The organism is Azospirillum rugosum (assembly GCF_017876155.1).
GTDB classification, from domain to species: domain Bacteria; phylum Pseudomonadota; class Alphaproteobacteria; order Azospirillales; family Azospirillaceae; genus Azospirillum; species Azospirillum rugosum.
This window is the reverse complement of the sequence record NZ_JAGINP010000014.1, coordinates 193,882-214,429: the sequence shown is the minus strand read 5'-3', so window position 1 is coordinate 214,429 and position 20,548 is coordinate 193,882. Positions and strand designations below refer to the sequence as shown.

The 20,548-nt window shown below is 71.6% G+C and carries 18 protein-coding genes and 1 tRNA gene; 16 read left to right on the top strand and 3 right to left on the bottom strand.

The features are described 5' to 3' along the window. Positions 1-141 precede the first annotated feature (141 nt). From J2851_RS19920 to J2851_RS19865, 13 genes are all read left to right on the top strand, one after another. A complete protein-coding gene (locus J2851_RS19920) occupies positions 142-498 on the top strand; it encodes a hypothetical protein (RefSeq protein WP_209768299.1) in 357 nt (118 codons plus the stop codon). 100 nt (positions 499-598) lie between these two features. Continuing rightward, positions 599-1,555 (top strand): cation diffusion facilitator family transporter, encoded by a 957-nt coding sequence (locus J2851_RS19915; protein WP_209768298.1) that lies wholly within the window; start codon positions 599-601, stop codon positions 1,553-1,555. Beyond that, positions 1,552-2,310, top strand: a complete 759-nt coding sequence (locus tag J2851_RS19910) for a DUF72 domain-containing protein (RefSeq protein ID WP_209768295.1) — start codon at positions 1,552-1,554, stop codon at positions 2,308-2,310. Before J2851_RS19915 ends, J2851_RS19910 begins: the two co-directional genes overlap by 4 nt. Before the next feature lie 45 nt (positions 2,311-2,355). After that, positions 2,356-3,735: a DUF2339 domain-containing protein gene (locus J2851_RS35855; RefSeq protein ID WP_246500788.1), complete on the top strand. Its 1,380-nt coding sequence runs from the start codon at positions 2,356-2,358 to the stop codon at positions 3,733-3,735. Positions 3,736-3,759: 24 nt separating this feature from the next. Next, on the top strand, positions 3,760-4,995 hold the full coding sequence (locus tag J2851_RS35850) for a DUF2339 domain-containing protein (protein WP_376989894.1): 1,236 nt from the start codon (positions 3,760-3,762) through the stop codon (positions 4,993-4,995). Between the two features lie 93 nt (positions 4,996-5,088). Further along, complete coding sequence (locus tag J2851_RS19900; RefSeq protein WP_209768293.1) at positions 5,089-6,396, top strand: hydroxyacid-oxoacid transhydrogenase; 1,308 nt, start codon at positions 5,089-5,091, stop codon at positions 6,394-6,396. A gap of 228 nt (positions 6,397-6,624) precedes the next feature. Further along, positions 6,625-7,710, top strand: coding sequence for an inositol-3-phosphate synthase (locus J2851_RS19895; protein WP_209768291.1), 1,086 nt, complete (start codon positions 6,625-6,627; stop codon positions 7,708-7,710). 15 nt (positions 7,711-7,725) lie between these two features. Then, a complete protein-coding gene (locus J2851_RS19890) occupies positions 7,726-8,370 on the top strand; it encodes a histidine phosphatase family protein (protein WP_209768289.1) in 645 nt (214 codons plus the stop codon). Further along, positions 8,367-9,443, top strand: coding sequence for a CgeB family protein (locus tag J2851_RS19885; protein WP_209768287.1), 1,077 nt, complete (start codon positions 8,367-8,369; stop codon positions 9,441-9,443). The genes J2851_RS19890 and J2851_RS19885 overlap by 4 nt, the downstream gene beginning before the upstream one ends. A 2-nt stretch (positions 9,444-9,445) precedes the next feature. After that, positions 9,446-10,201 (top strand): sugar phosphate nucleotidyltransferase, encoded by a 756-nt coding sequence (locus J2851_RS19880; protein WP_209768286.1) that lies wholly within the window; start codon positions 9,446-9,448, stop codon positions 10,199-10,201. Then, complete coding sequence (locus J2851_RS19875) at positions 10,198-10,971, top strand: TIGR04290 family methyltransferase (RefSeq protein ID WP_209768284.1); 774 nt, start codon at positions 10,198-10,200, stop codon at positions 10,969-10,971. The genes J2851_RS19880 and J2851_RS19875 overlap by 4 nt, the downstream gene beginning before the upstream one ends. A 222-nt stretch (positions 10,972-11,193) precedes the next feature. Further along, positions 11,194-12,117: a glycoside hydrolase 5 family protein gene (locus J2851_RS19870; RefSeq protein WP_209768281.1), complete on the top strand. Its 924-nt coding sequence runs from the start codon at positions 11,194-11,196 to the stop codon at positions 12,115-12,117. Positions 12,118-12,121: 4 nt separating this feature from the next. Next, positions 12,122-13,255: a glycosyltransferase gene (locus J2851_RS19865; RefSeq protein ID WP_209768278.1), complete on the top strand. Its 1,134-nt coding sequence runs from the start codon at positions 12,122-12,124 to the stop codon at positions 13,253-13,255. 163 nt (positions 13,256-13,418) lie between these two features. Here the strand turns inward: J2851_RS19865 and J2851_RS19860 are convergent, their stop codons facing one another. Continuing rightward, on the bottom strand, positions 13,419-14,492 hold the full coding sequence (locus J2851_RS19860; RefSeq protein ID WP_209768276.1) for a GNAT family N-acetyltransferase: 1,074 nt from the start codon (positions 14,490-14,492) through the stop codon (positions 13,419-13,421). A 167-nt stretch (positions 14,493-14,659) separates the two neighbouring features. Here J2851_RS19860 and J2851_RS19855 point away from each other — a divergent pair, with 167 nt between their 5' ends. The 3 genes from J2851_RS19855 (at position 14,660) to J2851_RS19845 (ending at position 18,039) form a co-directional block, all read left to right on the top strand. Then, entirely contained in the window at positions 14,660-15,301 is a 642-nt protein-coding gene (locus tag J2851_RS19855; RefSeq protein WP_246500787.1) for a nitrogen fixation protein NifQ, read from the top strand. 107 nt (positions 15,302-15,408) lie between these two features. After that, on the top strand, positions 15,409-17,811 hold the full coding sequence (locus J2851_RS19850; protein ID WP_209768273.1) for an FkbM family methyltransferase: 2,403 nt from the start codon (positions 15,409-15,411) through the stop codon (positions 17,809-17,811). 142 nt (positions 17,812-17,953) lie between these two features. Continuing rightward, a tRNA-Tyr gene (locus J2851_RS19845) sits at positions 17,954-18,039 on the top strand. Between the two features lie 110 nt (positions 18,040-18,149). On the opposite strand, the gene J2851_RS19840 is transcribed toward J2851_RS19845, so the two are convergent. Both J2851_RS19840 and J2851_RS19835 read right to left on the bottom strand, forming a co-directional pair. Further along, positions 18,150-18,497, bottom strand: a complete 348-nt coding sequence (locus J2851_RS19840) for a hypothetical protein (protein WP_246500786.1) — start codon at positions 18,495-18,497, stop codon at positions 18,150-18,152. Between the two features lie 55 nt (positions 18,498-18,552). Next, positions 18,553-20,538 (bottom strand): PAS-domain containing protein, encoded by a 1,986-nt coding sequence (locus J2851_RS19835; RefSeq protein ID WP_209768267.1) that lies wholly within the window; start codon positions 20,536-20,538, stop codon positions 18,553-18,555. Positions 20,539-20,548 lie beyond the last annotated feature (10 nt).

Sequence of the window (20,548 nt, the reverse complement as noted above, 5' to 3'; positions counted from 1 at the left end):
GACATTCTCCGGGCAAACCCTTGAAAACCGTGAACAAACCTTGAACGTCGGGCCGAAAATCCCCATATGGGAGCTACACCAAAAACCACGAGGACCACGTTTTCGGCCGCGCCTTCGGGCGGCGGCCCGGAGGGTTTTGCCATGCCGTATTTCCCCACCATCGACCTGACCCCGCAGGTGTCGCTGCTGCTGTCGCGCGGCGCCCTGCACCTGAACCCCGGCCAGTGGGTGCGCGGGGACAAGGGACGCGGCCGCTACCTCCGCACCGACCCGCGCACCGGCACGACCTACGTCAGCTGGCTGCGCCCCGGCGACGACTGGGCGACGGCGTCCCAGCGCTTCCACCGCGCCTGCCGGAAGGGCTTCATCGGCAAGTACCGCGCCGGCTACGAAGCCGAAAAGGCCCGCCGCGAGATGGCACGCCTGATCGCGGAGGTGGACCGGATCGAACCGGCGCCCGCGCCGGTGCGGGACGAACGGCAGCCGATGCTGCTGTAACTCCCGTAGGGAGTGGGGATCAAAGACCCGGGAACCCCCTCCCCCGGCGCGTGGTTTCCCGTCGAGCAGCTTTGAACCACGCACAGCCGGGAGGAGCCGTTTGGCGGAAGGGTCCACGAAGGTCGTCGTCGCAGCGCTGGCCGGCAATCTCGCCATCGCCGTGACGAAGTTCGTCGCCAGCGCGTTGACCGGCAGCGCCGCCATGTTCAGCGAGGCGATCCACTCCGTGGTGGACAGCGGCAACCAGCTGCTCCTGCTCTACGGCATCCGGCGGTCGCGCCGGCCGGCGACGCCGGAGCATCCCTTCGGCTTCGGGCGCGAGGTTTATTTCTGGTCCTTCGTCGTCGCGGTGCTGCTGTTCGGCCTTGGGGCGGGGGTGTCGCTGTATGACGGGTGGCTCGCGCTGAAGAACCCCAAGCCGGTGGAGACGCCGTGGGTCAACTTCACCGTGCTGGGCTTCGCCGCCCTGTTCGAGGGCGGGTCCTGGTTGGTGGCGCTGAAGGAGTTCCGGCGCACCACCAAGGGAATGCGGCTGCTGTCCGCCGTGCACCGGTCCAAGAACCCCTCCATCTTCGTCGTGCTGTTCGAGGACACGGCGGCGCTGGTCGGCCTGCTGCTGGCCGCGGCGGGGCTGGCGGCGGGGGAGATCACCGGGAACCCGGTCTATGATGCCTGGGCCTCGCTCGGCATCGGGGCGGTGCTGGCGGTGGTCGCGGCGCTGCTGGCCTACGAGTCCAAGGGGCTGCTGATCGGCGAGGCGGCCGACCGCCGCGTGGTGGAGGGCATCCGCCGCATCGTTGGCGAGGAGCGGCGGGTCAAGCGCACCATCGACGTGCTGACCATGCACATGGGCCCCGACGACGTGCTGCTGAACATGTCCGCGGAGTTCCAGGACGAGCTGACCGCCGACGAGGTGGAGGACACCGTCGCGGCGCTGGAAACCCGCATCCGCGGCCAGTTCCCGCAGGTCCGCCGCATCTTCGTGGAGGCGGAGGCCATGCGCCTGCGCCGCGCGGCCACCGGCACGCCGGCGATGCCGCAGGCCCACGCCGGATGATGGGCGACATACGGATCGGCTGCGCCGGCTGGAGCATCCCGAAGCTCTCCGCCCCCGCCTTCCCGGAAGACGGCACGCATCTGGAGCGCTACGCGCGGGTCTTCCCGATGGCGGAGGTCAACAGCAGCTTCTACCGCCCGCACAAGCCGGAGACCTGGGCGCGCTGGGCCGCCTCCACCCCGCCGGGCTTTCGCTTCGCCGCCAAGCTTCCGCGCACGATCACCCACGACCGCCGTCTGAAGGACGCGACCGACCTTCTGGAGCGGTTCCTGTTCGAGGTCGGGCATCTCGGCGACCGGCTGGGGCCGCTGCTGGTGCAGTTGCCGCCGACCCTGCGCTATGACGCGCCGGTGGCGGAGGCCTTCTTCACCGCGCTGCGCGCCCGCTTTGCCGGCGACATCGTCTGCGAGCCTCGCCACCCCAGCTGGTTCGCCGACGCGCCGGACCGGTTGCTGGTCGAGCACGCCGTCGCCCGCGTCGCCGCCGATCCCGCCCCGGTGCCGGAGGCGGCGGAACCGGCGGGCTGGGCGGGATTGCGCTACTGGCGCCTGCACGGCTCCCCGCACATGTACCGCAGCGCTTACGCGCTGGACGTGCTCGACCGGCTGGCGCGGCGCTTCCACCAGGAGGCGCGGGAGCGGCCGGTCTGGTGCGTCTTCGACAACACGGCGGAGTTCCACGCGGTCGATGACGCCCTGACGATGATCCGACGTTTGGACCCATCCGCAGGTGAGAGAGACAGGCGCGCGGGCTGAGCGGTATCGTCACCGGTCGGGACAGCCGAACCGGAGCGGGCGCGCATGGACGTCATACTGTTGGTGGTGGTCGTCATCCTGGCCTACCGCTTCAATCGCCGGCTGAAGGCGCAGGAGACTGAGATCGCGGCGTTGCGTCAGGCGCTGCAACGCCTCCAGGGAACGGCACCGCCGCCCGAGCCCATCCCTGACGCCGCGCCGGTGGCGATGGACGCGGCGCCCGTTCCGGAACCGGAACCACCACCCGCCATGGCGCCGCCGGAACCCGTGGCCGCGCAGTCCTCGCCCCGCTCCACGCTGCGCGCGCTGGAGGAGGCGCTGGCCGGGCGCTGGTTGATTTGGCTGGGCGGGGCGACGGTCGCCCTGGCGGCGGCCTTCTTCATCAAGCTGTCCATCGACAGCGGCTGGCTGGGGCCGGGCGTGCGGGTCACGCTGGGGCTGCTGTCCGGCGCCGCGCTGATGGTGGGTGGCGAGTGGGTGCGCCGGCACAGCCTCGCGCAGATTCCGCCGGACCTCGTTCGACCCGACCATGTGCCGCCGGCCCTGACCGCGGCCGGGCTGTTCGCCGCCTTCGCCAGCGTCTATGGCAGCTACGCGCTTTATGACCTGTTTCCGCCGCTGGTCGCCTTCGGGCTGCTCGCGGCGCTGGCGCTGACGGCCATCGCGCTGTCGCTTCTGCAAGGTCCCTACATCGCAGCGCTGGGCCTGCTGGGCGGCTTCACGACGCCGCTGCTGGTGCCGTCGGACTCGCCGTCCGCCTGGGGGCTGTTCGCCTATCTGCTGGCCCTGTCCGGCGGCGGCATGACGGTGGTGCTGTGGCGGCGCTGGCGCTGGCTGGGGCTCGGCACGCTGGTGGGTGCCGCCGTCTGGGTGCCGGTCTGGTACGTCGGCGGGTGGGAACCGGGGGACGCGCTGCCGGTCGGGCTCTACCTGCTGGCGACCACCGCGCTGTTCCTGATGCCCGCGGCGCTGATCGACCCCGGCGCGGAGCCGGTTCCGCTGGGCCTGCGGAATTGGCGGAAGCGCCCGCCGCTGGACCGGCTGGCCGTGACCGCGGTGGTGGTGCTGGGGCTGCTGACCGCACTGCTCACCGCCGCGGACGGGCACCGCACGGTGTCGCTGGTGATGCTGGGCCTGTTCGGGCTGCTGACTGTGGTGGTGGGCCGGCGGGTGGAGCGGCTGGCCGGCGTCGCCTGGGTGGCGGCGTTGGCGACGCTGCTGGCGCTGTCCGGCTGGGTGGTGCCGGGCTGGCCGGTCCCGCCGCCCGTGGTGAACGCGGAGGGCAACCCGATCGTCCCCGCGCCGGGCGATGCGCTGCCGGCCATGGCCTTTCGCTTCCTGTGGGCGGTCGCCGGATACGCGGCGCTGTACGGGATCGGCGGCTTCGTCGCGCTGTGGGGATCGGCGCGGGCGGCGCTGTGGTAGTCGCTGTCGGCCTGGGTGCCGGTGGTGCTGCTGGCGCTGGCCTATTGGCGGCTCGACCCGCCGAGGGCGGACACGCTGTGGCCGGTGGCGAGCCTCGTCTTGGCGGCGGCGCTGGTCGCCGCGACCACGCCGCTCGCCCGGCGCCGGCACGAACCGGGCGTCAGCCTCGGCCTCGCCGCCTTCGCGGCGGGCGCGGTCGGTGCGCTCAGCCTCGGCGCCACGATGATGCTGCGGGAGGCGTGGCTGTCGGTCGCCATCGCCTTCCAGGTGCCGGTTCTGGCGTGGCTGGAGCAGCGCATGGGCCTGCGTTCCTTGCGCGGCGTGATCCTGCTGGTGGCGCTGGTGGTGCTGGGCCGGCTGGCGCTGAACCCCTTTGTGATGGAGTATGAGGGCGGCGGGCTCGGCTGGATCCTCTACGGCTACGGGCTGCCGGCGGCCGGTTTCTTCCTGGCGGCGCGCTGGCTGCGCGCCGGCGGGGACGACAAGGTCGTGGCCCTGCTGGAGGCCGGCGCCCTGGTCTTCACCACGCTGCTCGTCTCGCTGGAGATCCAGGACCTGACCCGCGGTTCGCTGGAAGACCCGCCCGACACGCTGCGGGAGGTGGCGCTGCACACGCTGGCCTGGTTGGCATTGGCGCTGGTCCTCGCCGCCGACCGGCGCTGGAGCCTGCGCCCAGTCGCCGTCTGGGGCCGGCGCGCGCTGGCGGGGCTGGCCGCGCTTCAGGCGGTGCTGCTGCACCTGCTGGCGCTGAACCCGCTGGGCAGCTGGGAGGGTGTGGGCACGTGGCCGGTGGCGAACACGCTGCTTCTGGCCTACGGGCTGCCCGGCCTGCTGTTCCTGCTCTACCTGCGGATGGAGACTCTGCCCGGCTGGCTGCGGCACTGGGGCGCGCTGCTCCCGCTGGCGCTGTTCGGCATGAATCTGGCGCTGGAGATCCGCCACGCCTTCCAGGGGCCGGTGCTGTCGGGGCCGGAGCTGTCGGACGCGGAGTGGTACAGCTACTCCGCCGGGTTCCTGGCGCTGGCGGTTCTGCTGCTGGTGGGGGCGCTGCGGATGCGGCTCGGCTGGCTGCGGCATGTGGCGCTGGCGTTGATGCTGGCGGTGGTCGCCAAGGTCTTCCTCAGCGACATGGGGCAGCTGGGTGGGCTCTACCGCGTGGCGTCCTTCCTGGGGCTGGGCTTCAGCCTGATCGGCGTGGGGTATCTCTACCGCCGCTTGCAGGGGCCGGCGGCACCTCCGTCGCCCGAGCCGACTGTTTGATGCACCAACAGCCCGGTTGACAGGCGGCCCGCGCGAGGGTCCGATAGCGAACCAAGAATCGCGCACAAGCGCCAACCCCGGGAGGAACGCCGCATGATCGACTCCATCGCCCACCCCATCCTGCCCGACGGCGACACCGGCTTCACGGTGGAGGCCGCGTCGATGAAGTTCGGCCGCGGCGTTCTGGCCGAGCTGGGCAACGACGCCAAGGGGATGGGCATGCGCCGCGTCGCGCTGTTCACCGACCCGCTGGTGGCCGGCATCGCGCCCTTCGCCACGGCGCTGGAGTCGCTGAAGGCGGCGGGGCTCGACGTGGTGGTGTACGACCGCTGCCGGGTGGAGCCGACCAGCGCCTCCTTCCTCGACGCGGCCGCCTTCGCGCGGGACGGCGGCTTCGACGGCTACATCTCCATCGGCGGCGGGTCGGTGATCGACACGGCCAAGGCCGCCAACCTCTTCGCCACCCACCCGGCGGACTTTCTGGCCTACGTCAACAAGCCTCTGGGCGAGGGGCGCCCGGTGCCCGGCCCGGTCAAGCCGCACATCGCCTGCCCGACCACCTGCGGCACGGGCAGCGAGACGACCGGCGTCGCCATCTTCGACCATGTCGAGAAACAGGTGAAGACCGGCATTTCGTCCCGCTACCTGCGGCCCAACCTCGCGGTGGTGGACCCGGCGACCATCGATAGCCTGCCGCCGGGGGTGATCGCCTCCACCGGCTTCGACGTGCTGACCCACGCGATCGAGAGCCACACGGCGCGCCCCTACCGCACCCGCCCGCGGCCCGACGCGGCGAACCCGCGCCCGCCCTACCAGGGCGCCAACCCCTGGTCGGACATCGGCAGCCTCCAGGCCATCCGGCTCGGCGGGCAGTATCTGGAACGCGCGGTCAACGACCCGTCCGACGAGGAGGCGCGCGACGCCCTGATGTTCGCCGCGACCCTGGCCGGCCTGGCCTTCGGCAACGCCGGGGTGCACATCCCGCACGCCATGTCCTACTCGGTCGCCGGCATGAACCACAACTTCACCGCCATCGGCTATGAGAAGGCGGAGCCGATGGTGCCGCACGGCGTCTCCGTCGTGCTGAACGCCCCGGCGGCCTTCCGCTTCACCGGCCCGGCGGCGCCGGAGCGCCACCTCCGCGCCGCCGACGCGCTGGGGGCCGACGTGCGCGACGTCTCCCCGGCCGACGGCGGGGCGATCCTGGCGGCCCGGCTAATCGCCATGATGAAGGCGACGCACCTGCCGAACGGCCTGTCGGCGCTGGGCTACAGCGAGGCGGACATCCCCGGCCTCGTTCGGGGGGCCATCGCCCAGCAGCGCCTGCTGACCATCGCGCCGAGGCCGGTGACGGAGGACGACCTGCGCGGCCTCTACGCCGACGCGATGGCCTATTGGTGACCGCCTTTTCGTAGGTCGGGTGGAGCGCCGGCGCAACCCGACAGGCGCCGCCTTGCGACCGGTGTCGGGTTGCGGCTGCGCCTCCACCCAACCTACGAAGATGACGATTTCGGTCGGGAGGGAATTGGGCACTCCGTACGCGCCACCGTCGGTTTCGGAACACGTTCGCACACACCTCGTTTTCCGGACAAATGCCGCGCAAGCGGCGTCCTGGATCCTGAGGGAACGATGACCGGAAAGTCCGTGCGGGTGGCGATCGTCGGGGTGGGGAACTGCGCGTCGTCGCTGGTTCAAGGCGTGCAGTATTACCGCGATGCCCAGGACGATGCCGACGTGCCCGGCCTGATGCATGTCCGGCTCGGTGGGTACCATGTCGGCGACATCGCGTTCTCCGCCGCCTTCGACGTGTCGGCCGCCAAGGTCGGCCGCGACCTGTCGGAGGCCATCGGGGCAGCACCCAACAACACCATCCGCTTCGCCGAGGTGCCGCATCTCGGCGTGCCGGTGCACCGCGGGCCGACGCTGGACGGGCTGGGCCGCTACCTGACCGGCGTGGTGGAAGAGGCCGACATCGGCGAGGACGACGTCACCGCCATCCTGAAGGCCACGAAGACCGACGTGCTGGTGTCCTACCTGCCCGTGGGATCGGAGGAGGCGACGCGCTGGTACGCGGAGCGCGCGCTGGAGGCCGGCTGCGCCTTCGTCAACTGCATCCCGGTCTTCATCGCCTCCGACCCCGTCTGGGCGCGGCGCTTCACGGAAAAGCGCGTGCCGATCGTCGGCGACGACATCAAGAGCCAGGTCGGCGCCACCATCATCCACCGCGTGCTCGCCAACCTGTTCCGCGAGCGCGGCGTGCTGCTGGAGCGCACCTACCAGCTGAACTTCGGCGGCAACACCGATTTCCTGAACATGCTGGAACGGGAGCGGCTGGAGTCCAAGAAGATCTCCAAGACCCGCGCCGTCACCAGCCAGCTCGGCCACGCCATGGACGCGGGGGATTGCCACATCGGCCCCAGCGACCATGTGCCCTGGCTAGCCGACCGCAAGTTCTGCCACATCCGCATGGAGGGGGAAGCCTTTGGCGGCGTGCCCCTGAACCTGGAGCTGAAGCTGGAGGTGTGGGACAGCCCGAACTCCGCGGGTGTGGTCATCGACGCGGTGCGCTGCGCCAAGCTTGCGCTGGACCGTGGCATCGGCGGGCCGCTGGAGGGGCCAAGCTCCTACTTCATGAAGTCGCCGCCGGTGCAGTTCACCGACAACGAGGCGCGGCTTCGCACGGAACGCTTCATCGAGTCCGGTGACCCCTGCTGAGGGGGGAACGGATCGATGACCATCCTCTACCTCGTCCGCCACGCCGACCATGACTGGATCGGCCGCGGCATCGCCGGCCGCATGGACACGTCCTTGAACGACACGGGGCGCCAGCAGGCCGAACGGCTCGGCCGCTGGTTCGCGCGGGAGCGGGCGGCCGGGCTGTGGGCGGGCGGGCAACAGGTGACGGGCCTGTGGGCCAGCCCCCTGCCCCGCACGCAGCAGACGGCGGAGCCGATCGCCCGCGCGCTGGGCCTGCCCATCCAGACCGCCGACGCCCTGCTGGAGGTGGAGTTCGGCGCCTGGACCGGCCGCGACTTCCCCGACCTGGACGCCGACCCGGCCTGGCGCCAGTGGAATGGCGCCCGCAGCCTGGCCCGCGCGCCGGGCGGGGAGACCACGCTGGAGGTGCAGGCCCGCATGGTCGGCTTCCTCAACCGGCTATGCGCCGACGATCCTGGGGGCATCCACGTGCTGGTCAGCCATGGCGACGCGATCCGCGCGGCGCTGGCCTACTACCTCGGGGTACCCATCGATTTGTTTCTGCGCATCGAGGTCTCTCCGGCCTCGATTTCTGTTCTAGCCATCGACGGCTGGACCCCGAAGGTCCTGCGCCTCAACGGCAGTTCTGACGATGGGAGCATGGCGCCGGCATCATGAAAATCGTCATCTTCGGACTCACCATCAGCTCCTCCTGGGGCAACGGGCACGCCACGCTGTGGCGCGGGCTGGTCAAGGCGCTGGTGCGCCGCGGCAACCGCGTCGTCTTCTTCGAGCGCGACGTCCCCTATTACGCGGAGCACCGCGACCTGTGGGAGATCCCCGGCGGGGAACTGGTGCTCTATTCCGACTGGGAGAGCGTCGCGGCCGACGCCCAGCGCCACGCCGACGAGGCGGACGTGGCCATGGTCACCTCCTACTGCCCGGATGGGGAGGCGGCCTCGCACATGGTGCTGGGCTCCAAAGCGCAGCGGACGGTCTTCTACGACCTCGACACGCCGGTGACCCTGGCGCGGCTGGAGGCGGGGGAGCGGCCGGCCTACCTGCCGGCGGAGGGGCTGGGCGGCTTCGACACGGTGCTGAGCTACACCGGCGGGCGGGCGCTGGAGGAGCTGAAGACCAGGCTCGGCGCCCGGCACGTCGCCCCGCTCTACGGCTGGGTGGACCCGGAGGTGCACCGGCCGGTGGACCCGGTGAAGACCTACCTCGGCGACCTGTCCTACCTCGGCACCTACGCGGAGGACCGGCAGGCGGCGCTGGAGGCGCTGTTCATCGAGCCGGCGCGGCGGCTGGCGCGGCGGCGCTTCGTCATCGGCGGGGCGCAGTATCCGGACAGCTTCCCCTGGACCAGCAACATCCACTTCGTGCGGCACCTGCCGCCGGCCGAACACCCGGCCTTCTTCTGCTCCTCCACCCTGACGCTGAACGTCACGCGCGACGCCATGAAGCGCATGGGCTGGTGCCCGTCCGGCCGCCTGTTCGAGGCGGCGGCCTGCGGCGTGCCGCTGATCTCCGACCATTGGGAGGGGCTGGAGGCCTTCTTCGAGCCGGGCCGCGACATCCTGGTCGCGCGGGAGACCGACGACGTCACCACGGCGATGATGCTGCCGCGCGACCACCTCGCCCAGCTGGCCCGCCGCGCGCGGGAGCGGACGCTGGAGGAGCACACGGCCGAACGGCGCGTGCGGGAGCTGCGCTCCATCCTGGACATCAAAGGCGGAGGCGACGACTGAGCATGTGGGGCATCATCCCGGCCGCGGGCAGCGGCACGCGCATCCAGCCGCTCGCCTTCTCCAAGGAGCTGCTGCCCGTCGGCAGCCGCCTGGACGGCGGGACCGAGCGCCCCCGCGCGGTCAGCGAGTATCTGGTGGACCGCATGGTCAAGGGCGGGGCGGACAAGATCGCCTTCGTCATCGCGCCGGGCAAATTCGACATTTTGCAGTACTACGGCGGGGAGGTGGACGGCGCCGACGTGGCCTATGTGGTGCAGCCCCGGCCCGGCGGCCTGTGCGACGCCATCTTCCGCGCCCGCCACCTGGTCCACCCGTCGGAGCCGGTGATAATCGGCCTGCCGGACACGGTGTGGTTCCCCGACGACGCGCTGGCCGCCCTGCCCGACGACAAACTCTCCTTCCTGCTCTTCCCCGTGGAGCAGCCGGAGCTGTTCGACGCCGTCGTGACCGACGACCGCGGGCGCGTTCTGGAGATCCAGGTGAAGAGCCCGCAGGCCACGTCCAGCTGGATCTGGGGCGCCTTCAAGATGCCAGGCGCCGTGCTGCACGAACTGCACGCCCTGTGGGAGGCGCGGGAGCGCCGGGACGAATTCATGGGAACGCTGATCAACGCCTGGATCGGCCAGGGCGGGGAGGCGGTCGGCGTGCGCGCCGGCACCTCCTACGTCGACGTCGGGACGGTGCGCGGCTACCGCGCCGCGCTGAACCTGCTGAGCGACGGGCTGCTGAACGGCACGGCACGGGAGGCCGCGGAATGACACCAGAAACCATCGAACGCCAAGCCATTGAACGCCAAGCCATTGAACGACGTGTCCGCGAGCTTGGCCGCTGGTTCCACAACATCGACCTGAAGGGCGTGCGGACGGCGCCGGACCATTTCCTCGGCGACTATCCGGCGATCAAGTGGCGGCGCTTCGCGCACGCCATCCCGGAGGACCTGTCCGGCAAGACGGTGCTGGACATCGGCTGCAACGGCGGCTTCTACGCCATCGAGATGAAGCGGCGCGGCGCCGACCGCGTCGTGGCCGTGGATTTCGACGACGTCTACCTGAACCAGGCGCGCTTCGCCGCCGAAGTCATGGGGGCGGACATCGAGTTCCGCAAGCTGTCCGTCTACGACGTTGCTCTCCTGAAGGAGAAGTTCGATGTCGTCCTTTTCATGGGGGTGCTCTACCACCTGCGCCACCCCCTCTTGGCGCTCGATCTCATTTGGGAGCACGTCGCCAAGGACATCCTGGTCTTCCAGTCCATGCTGCGCGGACCGGACGTCGTCTTCCCGGTGCAGGACGACTATCCCTTCAGCGAGACCGAACACTTCGAACGCCCCGGTTACCCGCGGATGGTTTTCGTAGAAAACAAGTACAGCAACGACGAGACCAACTGGTGGATCCCGAACCGGGCCGGCATGGAGGCCATGCTGCGCTCGTCCGGCTTCACCATCCTGGAACATCCGGAGGAGGAGGTGTTCGTCTGCCGCCGCGGGGGGCGGTCGGACTTCGTGGAAACGGTGCACCCGGCGCGGGGATGACCCAATCCCCCTCTCCCCTCTGCTCACGCGCAAACGAAGTTTGCGCTGACGCGACAGGCGGACCAAAGGTCCGCCGAAAGCGGGGAGAGGGTCGGGGTGAGGGGGATGTCGGGGGACCGGGAAATTCAGCAGATGCAAGACCCCCTCACCCTAACCCTCTCCCCAGAGGGGAGAGGGAATAAAGAATAAAATTCATCATAAATACCAATAAAGGGACGAGGCATGATCGAAGCGGTAATGCTCTGGAACGAGCCGAACAACAAATCCCATTGGGACTTTCAGATCGACCCGGACTGGAGCCAATTCGCCGACATGGTGATCGGCGCGGCGGACGCGATCGCGGAGGTCAACCCGACCCTGCCGAAGGTGCTGGGCGGCATCTCGCCCATCGACCCGGTCTTCATGACCAACATGAAGAACCGCGGCGTGCTGGACCATCTGGACGCGGTCGCCGTGCACGGCTTCCCGCTGGACTGGAACCACTGGCAGATCAACGACTGGCCGGACAAGCTGAAGGAAATCCAGGCGGTCACCGACCTGCCCGTGTGGGTGTCGGAGGTCGGCATCTCCACCTTCGGGGCGGAGGAGGTGCAGGTCTTCGGGCTGGAGCGCACCGTGGAGCTGCTGCGCGGCCGCGTGCCGCGCGCCCACTGGTACAGCCTGTTCGACCTGCCGCGCGCCTGGCCCGCCACCACCCGCCACCGCGAGGCGGAGGGGTCGTCCTACTACCGCCACTTCTACATGGGCCTGGTCCGCGAGGACGGGACGGAGAAGCCGGCCTACCAGCATTTCCGCAAGGCCGCACCCGACTTCGGCCTGTGCCAGTGGTTCCATTTCCAGGACCACCGGCTGGACGAGGGCGTGCAGCGCATGAAGGACCTGGGCGTCACCTACCTGCGGACCGGCCTGAGCTGGGCCGACAGTTACCGCGACGGGGCGCTGGACTGGTTCGACCGGCAGATGGAGGCGTTGGCCGACTTCAACGTCACGGTCACCTTCTGCTTCACGCCGGAGCACCGCGGCATCGAGCCCCACCACACCAGCCCGCCGCAGGTGAAGGAGGAATTCGCCCAGTTCTGCGCGGACATGGTGCGGCGCTACGGCCCCGTCGCCTCCGCCGTCCGGTCCAACGCGGCGGCGGAGTAAGGCCATGGAAGATTTACCATCCCCAGGCGCCCTTGCCCCCAGAGGACCGGCGGGCGGCGCGTCGGGCGGGCTGACCGTCCTGTCCGTCGCGTCGCCCTTCACCGCCCTTGGCACCGACAACGACGGCCCGGCCGAGCAGGTGGTCGCCGCCATCGACGCGGCGCTCCTGCGCGCCGGCCACCGTTCGCTGGTGCTGGCGCCGGAAGGGTCGGCCGTGGCCGGAACGCTGCTGCCCCTGCCGCGCGTCCACGCCGCGGCGCAGGGAACCGCACCGACCGAGGCCGCGCGGACCGCCGTGCTCCGCCGTGTCGCGGCCATGGTGGCCGACGCGGTGGAGCGGCACGCGGTTGACCTCGTCCACCTGCATGTCCACGACTTCACCGCGTTGCTGCCGCCGCCGGGCGTGCCGGTGCTGGTCACCCTGTACGAGCCGCTGGACCGCTACCCGGACGGCGTCCTGGCGCCCCGGCGTCCCCACACGCACCTGCAGGGCGTGTCCGCCGAGCAAACCCGCGCCGCACCGCCGGGGATCGCCCTACTGCCGCCCATCGAGGTGGGGGTGCCGGTCGACCGGCTGCACATCCGCGTGCCCAAGCGCCGCTTCGCCGTCTGCCTCGGCACCATCGAGCGGGACCACGGCTTCCACATCGCCCTGGACGCCGCGCGGGAGGTGGACATCCAGCTCCTTCTCGGCGGCGAGCTGTCGCGCAGCCCCGACGAGCAGCGCTATTTGCAGGAGGAGATCCGGCCGCGGCTCGACACCAAGCGCCGCTTCCTCGGGCAGATCGGCTTCGCCCGCAAGCGCTGGATGCTGGGGGCGGCGCGCTGCCTGCTGGCGCCCAGCCTGACGCCGGACCCGACGGCGATGGCCGCGCTGGAGGCGCTGGCCTGCGGCACGCCGGTGGTCGCCTTCCCGACCGGCGCGCTCGCCGACATCGTGGAGCCGGGCGTGACCGGCTTCCTGGTGGAGGACGCAGCATCCATGGCCCGCGCCATCGAGGACTGCGAGACCATCGACCCCGACGCCTGCCGCGCCGTCGCCCGCGCGCGCTACTCCCTGGAGGTCATGAGCGACCGTTACCTGACTCTCTACGACGACCTCGTCGCGGGCAGGGCGCGGTCGGTGGGGGTGGCGTGAGGATTCTGACGTTCGGAGAGGTGCCTTTTTCAACCGTCATTCCCGCGAAGGCGGGAATCCAGGGCACATCAGCCGCTTAACGGCGGAGTTTCCTGGATCCCAGCCTTCGCTGGGATGACGGTGGAGAGGGGGAGCGCCGAGGGGAGGCGCCACGCCTTCCCGATCAATCATACCGGTACAGCTTCGCCATCAGCACCTGGTCCGCGTACCGCCCGTCGATCAGTGCGTAGCGGCGGGCGGTCGCTTCCTCCTCGAAGCCCTGGGCGCGGTAGAAGGCGCGGGCGCGCGTGTTGTGGGCGAAGACCCAGAGCGCCAGCCGGTGCAGCCCGCGCGCCCGCACCCAGGCCTCCGCGGCCTCCATCAGCCGGCCGCCGATCCCGCTCGCCCAGTATTCCCGCCGCACGGCGAGCCCCAGCCCGGCCTCGTGCGCGGCGCGCGCGTAGACGCCTGTCCACAGGGACACCGTCCCGGCAATGCCCCCGTCCACCGCCGCGACCAGCGTGGCGCTGCGGTCGCCGATCCGCTGCTCGGCCAGGAAGCGGCGCGCCGCGGCGACGTCGGCAAGGCTCTCGTCGGCGGTGCGCATCAGGAAATGGGTCTCGCCGCGCACCGCGCGGTCGTAAGCGAAATAGGCCGCGGCGTCGGCCGGCTCGGCCCGGCGGATCTCCAGCCCGTCCAGCGGTGCCGGCGGCAGGGCGTCCAGGGCCAGGGGCGGCCAGTCGGGCATCGCCGCGTCGGCGCCGATGAACTTTCCCATCAGCCGCTCGCTCCGCCAGGCGCCCTTGACGCGCAGCGTGTCGCGCATCGGCCCCTCGTCCTGGAACCCCAGCCGGTCGTAGAGCGCGCGGGCCCGCGGGTTCGTCTCCGCCACCGTCAGCTCCAGCCGGTGCAGGCCGGCGCCCCGCGCCCAGTCCTCGGCCGCGCGGAACAGGCCGGTGGCAACGCCGCGCCCGCTCCACTCCCGCAGGACTCCGACGGCCAGCGTCGCCACGCCCCGGTTGCGCCGGAACCGCCCGCCGTGGGCGCTGAGGAAGCCGACCGGCGCGCCGCCGGCCTCCGCCACGAGGATCGTCGAGTTGCCGGTCGCCAGGAAGCCCGCAAGGTCGCGCGCCCACAGCGGCTGCTCGCCAAGCTCCCGCATCAGGAAGTCGGTTTCGGAGTCGACCCGCGCCACGAGGGCCAGCAGGTCGCGCCGCTCGCTCGGGCGGACTTCGCGAAAGTTGGGTTCGGCACTCATGCTCTGCAACCGTAGCACGGTTCATCGGTGAAGGCACATCCGGGACAAGATAGAACGCCACCGGCCGGCCGCAAAAACCCCTTCGCAGGTGCGGAAAATTGGTTCACGATGATGGCTTGGTCCTATGACCTTCGTTCCCACCACCCACGCAGGGGAGCGCGCCGATCATGACCGACACCATGATTGTTGGGGAGTCCGGTACGCTTGAACCGCCGCTCGATACGCTGTCCGGCGAAGAGTTGGACCGCCTGCTGTTCGGCCGCATCCTCGGCCTCGCCGCGCTGGAGCCGGTTCGCCCGCTCACCCACGCGCTCGGGCTGGGGCGGGACGCGCTGGCGGCGCTGGTCGCGCGCCACGCGCCGGACCACGCGCCGCTTCTGTCCGGCCTGCCCGCCGACACCGGAGGCGACACCGGCGAGGACGCCATCGAGGAGGAGGACCTGCGCGCCTTCCTGCTCGACCACCGCGCCAGCGATGCCGAGGAGGAGGTCTGGCTGGCGGCCATCGTCGCCCGCCGGTCCCTGGAGCCGAACCACCTCTGGCAGGACATGGGCTTCGCCAGCCGGCGGGAGCTGAACGCCATGTTCCGCCGCCACTTCCCCGCCCTGGTCGAGCGCAACAGCGCCGACATGAAGTGGAAGAAGTTCTTCTACCGCTCGCTCTGCGAACGCGAGGGGCTGCTGCTGTGCAAGTCGCCGAACTGCGAGGTGTGCGAGGATTTCGAGGCCTGCTTCGGCGGCGAGGAGGGCGACCCGCTGAGCGCGCTCGCCCGCGCCGTCCGGGCCGAGGAGGGCCTGAAGGGCCGCTGACCGGGATGGTCGCTGACCGGAGGCATTGGGCGCGGCGTAACGGACGCGTGTAATCGCGTCCGCCTTTGCTACACTCGCCGCCCGCAAGGTCCCCCAAAGAGGTCACCATGGCGACCATCGACGAGGCGCTCTCCATCGCCATCGACCATCACGCGTCCGGCCGCCTGGCGGAGGCGGAGACGATCTACGGGCGCATCCTGGAGGTGGCCCCGGACCACGCGCCGACCCTGCACCTGACCGGGGTGCTGTTCTGCCAGACGGGGCGCTGCGCCGACTCGCTTGACCTCTTCGCCCGCGCCATCCGCACGGCCGGCGGCATCCCCGCCTACCGGTTCGACCGCGCGAAGGCTCTGGCCGCGCTGGAGGACTGGGCCGGGGTGGTGGCGGCCCTGCGCCCCGTCCTGGCGCTGGCCCCGGACTCCGCCGACGCCTGGGACCTGCTCGCGCTTGCCATGCACCATGGCGAAGACGCCGACACCGCCATCGCCGCGCTGGACCACGCCTGCGCCCTGGCGCCGGAACGGGAGGACAGCGCCGGTCGCCTCGTCCTGCTGCTCCAGCAGCGCGCGGAGGGGGCGCTGGTCCGCAACCGCCACGCCGCGGCGCTGGCCGACGCCCGCCGCGCCATCCGGCTGCGCCCGGACAGCGCCGAGCTGCGCTTCCTGCTCGCCACCGCGCAGCTCGATTCCGGCCGGTTCGGGACGGCGGTGGAGGGGTACGGGCGGGCGGCGGCGCTGGACCCCGGCGACGCCTTCATCCTGCACAACCTGGGCATCGCCCTGACCAAGGCCGGCCGCACCGAGGAGGCGCTGGGCATGCTCCGCCGCGCCGCGCGCCTCGACCCCGACCATGCCGGCGTGCGCGACGCGCTGGTGCTGGCGCTGGAAATCCGCGACCCGGCGGAGGCCGCGCTGTGGTCGGCGGACGCGCTGGCGGTGAAGCAGCGCCGGGCCGCGGCGGCGCACGACGCCTTCCCTCCTTTGCCCGCCGAGCCGAGCGGGCGCGCCGCGCGGACCCGCAACGTCGTCGCTTTCAGCCTGTGGGGCACGAAGGACATCTACCGCCAGGGCGCGCTGGCCAACGCGCGGGAGGTGCCGCTCCGCTACCCTGGCTGGACCTGCCGCATCTACCACGACGATTCCGTGCCGCAGCCGCTGCGCGAGGAGTTGGCGGCGCTCGGCGCCGAGCTGGTGGCGATGCCCGCGGGGTCCGGGCCGGTGCAGGGGCTGTTCTGGCGCTTCCTGGCCGCCGACGACCCCACGGTCGACCGCTTCCTCTGCCGCGACGTGGATTCCCGCCCGACCGCGCGGGAAAAGGCGGCGGTGGACGCCTGGATCGCCTCCGGCCTGCCCTTCCACGTCATGCGCGACCATGTCCGGCACACCGACCTGGTGCTGGCGGGGATGTGGGGCGGCGTGGCCGGCCTGCTGCCGCCGATCGGGCCCGCCGTCGACGCCGCGGCGCGCGTCGACGCCGACCGATGGCAGGACCAGCGCTTCCTGGCGGACTGGCTGTGGCCGCGCATCCAGGGCCGGGTGCTGGTGCACGACAGCGTCCATCCCGGCGCCGGCCTGCCCTTTCCGTCCACGGTGGAAGATGCCGGGGAGCCGCATGTCGGCGCCAAGGTGATCCAGGCGCAGATCGTCGCCGGCGACTCCCCCGACCGGACGCGGATCGCCGTCCCGGCGGAGGTCGTGCGCCTTCCGGCCGAGCCCGGCGGCCCCGTGATCGCGGAGCGGCCCTGCCGGCACGGGCTGATGCGCTTCTTCCTTTTGGACGGCTACGTCGGCCGCTCGCTCGGCCTCTACGGCGAATGGTCGGAGGCGGAGCACCGGGTGGCCGCCAGCGTCCTGACGCCCGGCGACGTGGTGGTGGAGGCGGGATCGAACGTCGGCAGCCACACCGTGCCCCTGGCGCGCACCGTCGGCCCGTCCGGCCTCGTCCACGCCTTCGAGCCGCAGCGCGTGGTGTTCGACCTGCTGGCCCACAACCTGCGCGCCAACGGCCTGAGCAACGTGGTGCTGCACAACGCCGCGGTGGGCGACCGGCCGGGCACCGTCGGCATCCCGGTGCCGGACTACGCCAGCCCCGGCAACTTCGGCGGCGTCGGTGTCGGCGGCCTGGACGGGGAGATGGTGCCGCTGGAGACCATCGACGGCCTGGGCCTCGACCGGCTGGCGCTGTTGAAGGCCGACGTGGAGGGCATGGAGGCCGCGGCGCTGGAAGGGGCGGCCCGCACCATCGCCCGCTGCCGCCCGGCGATCTATGTGGAGAACGACCGGGCGGACCGCTCGCCGGGGCTGATCGCGCTGATCCAGGGCTTCGGCTATCGCCTGTGGTGGCACATCGTGCCGCTGTTCGACCCGGCCAACGCCGCGGGCAGCACCGTCGACGCCTTCCCCGGCATCGCGTCCATCAACATGCTGGCCCTGCCGCGGGAACGCCCCTGCCCCGTCCCCGGCCTGCCGCCGGTCGCCGGCCCGGAGCAGTCCTGGCGCGAGGCGGTTTAGCAGCGCCTGCACTTCGCCGGCGAACCGTGCACAAAGCAGCTTGACCGCCGCCGCGCCACCCGCTAGTAATCGCCACCCGCACGACGGAGGCCCCCTGGACCTACCGAACGGCGGGGCTCCGATGTCCGCGTCGAGATGAAGCGGAAGGGTGGCCGAGTGGTTAAAGGCAGCAGACTGTAAATCTGCCCGCGTAAGCGTACGCTGGTTCAAATCCAGCCCCTTCCACCATCGGACGCGGCCGGTTCATGACTTGGGTCATGACCGGCCGTTTCGCTTTCCGGCGAACCGACGACTTCCCATTGTCTTCATGGACGATGCCCGCCGGTCATTTCGGCCCATCATCTTGGCTGCGCGCCCAGATCCTCGAACAGCAGGCCCTTGTCGGTGCGCGTGAAGCGGCCCTTGCCGTTCACGGTGAGCGGCGGTCGCCCGGGCTGGGGTGTGAAAGTGGCGGCGTAGTAGCAGTCGTACTGCGCCCCGCCAGCCGTTGCACCCGTGGACTTGGCCTTCGCGTCCACGCAGCCCTGCTTGCGGAACTCGTCGAACTGGCGGAAGCCGGGGGGGCCCTTGGCCTCCAGCGCCTTGCGGGTGTGAGCCTCGACCAGGGTGCGCATGTCCGATTCGGACGGCTCGCCCGAGCAGGCGGCCAGCAGCAGGCACGGCGCCAGCGCCAGCGGAAACAGCATCCTTTCCTTGCTCACAGCGGCCCCCATCACAGCGCCCCCCATCACTGCGCCCCCATCACTGTGCCCATTGCCCCCGCAGCCGTTCCACGCCCGCCGCCATCTGCCGGGCGAGAAGCGCGGCCTGGGCGTCGATCGCCTCCTCGTCGCCGTTGCGCACGGCGCGTTCCAGCGCCACGGCGCTCTGATAGACGCCGGTCAGCCCGACCGTGCCGGCCATGGTCTTCAACTCGCCGGTCACCGCGCCGAAGATGGTCGGGTCCATCAGGTCGCGGGCCATGGCGAGCTGACCCTCCACGTCCCGCGCGTGGGCCAGGAAGTCGCCGACCAGTTCCAGGACCTTGCCGCGGCCGATGACCGCCTCCAGCGCGCCCAGCACGCCGCCGTCGAAGCCGCCCTCCATACCGTCAGTGCCGTCGCCGGCCGCACCGCCGGCCCCGTCCCCCGCCGCGGCGGCGCCGGACGCCGGGCCGGTCAGCCGGTCCAGCACGCGGGCAAGCGCCGCGGGGTTCACCGGCTTCGGCAGGTGGTCGTCCATGCCGGCCGCCCGGCAGCGCTCGATGTCGTCCGGCAGGGCGCTGGAGGTGATGGCGATGATCGGCACCGCCCCTTGCGGCGCCGGCAGCGCCCGGATCGCCCGTGTCGCCGCGATGCCGTCCAGGCCGGGGATGTCGAGGTCCATCAGCACGGCGTCGAAACCGCCCCGGGCGGCGAGGTCCACCGCCTCCCGCCCGTCGCCGACCACGGCGACGCGGTGGCCGTCCTTGCGCAGCAGCCAGGCGTTCACGCGCTGGTTCACCGGGTTGTCCTCGACCACCAGGATGGTCAGCGGCGGCCGCTCCGCCACCGCCGCGGGCTCCTCCGCCAGCGCGGGGAGCGCCGCCGTGCACCAGAGGACGCGGGTGCCATCGGGACCCGGCTCCTCCCCGATCTCGCCGCCCATCAGCCCGACGAGGCGACGGCAGATGTGCAGGCCCAGCCCGCGCCACCCCTGCCGCCGCAGCGCGCCGTCGAGCGGCGGCACGCCCTGGGTCAGCCAGGCGCGCAGCTCCTCCGCCGCGTCCGGACCGGCGTCGCCCACCGCGAAGCGCAGCCCCTGCCGCCCGTCGGGCAGGCCGGCGGGGGTGACGCGCAGCGTGATGTCCACCGCGTGGTTGTCGCGCACGGCGCGGCCAACCAGCTCCACCAGCACGTGCCGCAGCCAGGCGGCGTCGCCGACCACGGTCGCCGGGACGGCCGGATCGATCTCCGCCAGCAGGGTGATGTCCCGCTCCTCCGCCTGCTCCCCCAGAGCGGTCAGCGCGCTGCCGACCACCGTCTCCACCGTGAAGGGGCTGTCGAGCAGCCGGATCTCGTCCGATTCGAGCCGGACGAGGTCGCCCAGGTCGTCCAGGATCAGGCGCAGCGAATCGAGCGAGCGCAGCAGGTCGCCCACATGGCCGCGCTCCACCGGGCCGAGCGGCCCGGCCAGCAGGGCGCGCGCTGGGGCGTGCAGCGACCCGGCGGCGGCGCGCAGGGCGTGGTTGACGAGATCCAGCGTGCGCGCCTTGTCGCGCACCGCCTCCTCCACGCGGCCGTTCACCGCCTCCACCGCCGCCGACAGGCGGGCGATGGTCTGGGCATGGTCCCCGACCGACCGTTCCAGCGTGCTGTTGGCGGCGTGCAGGTCGTCCACCGCGTGGCGGAAGTCGGTCTCGTCGCTGTAGGCCAGGACGACGCCGCCGCCCGCCACCGGCTGCGACCGCACGGTCAGCAGGCGCCGGTCCGGCCGGTGGTGCTCGAAGGCTTGCGGTTCGCGCAGCGTCAGCAGGGCCAGGAATTCCGCCGTCAGCTCGGCCGGGTCGCCGGGGCCGAAGTCGCCCCGCTCCGCGCAGTGCCACACCAGGTCGCGCGCCGGCACGCCCGGCTCCGCCAGCGCCATGGGCATGTCGAGCAGCCGGTGCCCCGCCGCGTTCAGCCGGACGACGCGGAAATCGGAATCGAGGACGAGGACGCCCTGCCCCACCGCGGACAGCACGGCGTCGAGTTGCTGCTGCACGGCCATCGCCGCCGGC